1 protein-coding gene is annotated in these 1,226 nt (G+C 60.0%); it reads left to right on the top strand.

What is annotated here, in order from left to right:
* Nucleotides 1–1,037 (top strand): IS701 family transposase (locus AWB81_RS43125; RefSeq protein ID WP_062644707.1); only part of this gene is annotated, 1,037 nt, incomplete at its 5' end.
* Between the last annotated feature and the right edge of the window lie 189 nt (nucleotides 1,038–1,226).

Below are 1,226 nucleotides of genomic sequence, written 5' to 3'. Positions count from 1 at the left end.
TAGCCTATCTAAAAGGTTTGCTTGGTACGGTCGAACGCAAGAACGGCTGGCAGCTTGCCGAATGGATCGGCGAAGCCACGCCCGATGGTGTGCAGCACCTTCTCGAAAGAGCACAGTGGGATCCCGACGCGGCGCGCGACGTACTGCGCGAATACGTCGTTGAGCAACTCGGCGAGCGTGAGGCGGTGCTGATTGTGGATGAGACGGGATTCCTCAAGAAGGGTGAACACTCTGCCGGCGTGCAGCGCCAATATAGTGGTACGGCTGGTCGCATCGAGAATAGCCAGATTGGTGTGTTTCTCTGCTATGCGGGCAACGGAGCGAGCGCTTTTATCGATCGCGAACTGTATATGCCCCAGTCATGGATCGACGATCGTCCTCGCTGCAAGGTTGCGGGCATCCCTGACGCGGTGGGATTTGCAACCAAGCCGCAGCTCGCGCGCCAGATGCTTGAACGGGCGCTCGATGCGGGAGTACCCTGCGGCTGGGTCACCGGTGATGAGGTATATGGCGGTGACCGTCCTTTGCGGCTGTGGCTCGAGTCGCGCGCACAACCATTCGTGCTGGCGGTGAAGAAAAACGAACCACTGTGGTGGCAAGGCCCGACCACTATGCGCGCCGACAAGATTGCACACGCCTTGCCACCGCAAGCTTGGCGCCGCCTCTCGGCCGGAATCGGCGCAAAAGGCGCGCGTCTGTATGACTGGGCACTTACGCCGTTGTGGCGTCTGCAGCTGAGCGCCGAGGAGCGTCGCTTTGGTCATTATCTGCTGGTGCGCCGAAGTCTTGACGAGAATCGCGAGCATGCGTATTTCGTCGTCTACGCGCCCCGCAGCAAGGTCACCCGTCGGACTCTGGTCAACGTCGCTGGCAGGCGATGGGAGATCGAAATCGGCTTTGAGGCAACCAAGGGTGAATGCGGCCTCGACCAATATGAGGTGCGTCGCTGGCAGGGCTGGTACCGCCACGTCACTCTGGCGTTGTTGGCGCACGCGGTACTTGCTGGCCTGAGAGCGCAGGCCAAAAAAAACAGCTGAAGGTTCACTGCCATTCAGCATCCAGGAGATCCGTCGGCTATTGTGTCGCCTCATATGGCGAACGCTGCACTCCGTCGAGCATGTGATGTCGTGGTCAATATGGCGGCGCCGACATCAGTACCGAGCCCAGCAGTGTCATTATCGACGACGCGGAGGTGTGCTTCCGGCGTACCTACGGCTGTAGTACTA

Source organism: Caballeronia arationis (assembly GCF_001544975.2).
GTDB classification, from domain to species: Bacteria; Pseudomonadota; Gammaproteobacteria; order Burkholderiales; family Burkholderiaceae; genus Caballeronia; species Caballeronia arationis.
Note: the sequence above shows the minus strand (reverse complement) of the source record. Positions and strands in the feature narration are given on the sequence as shown.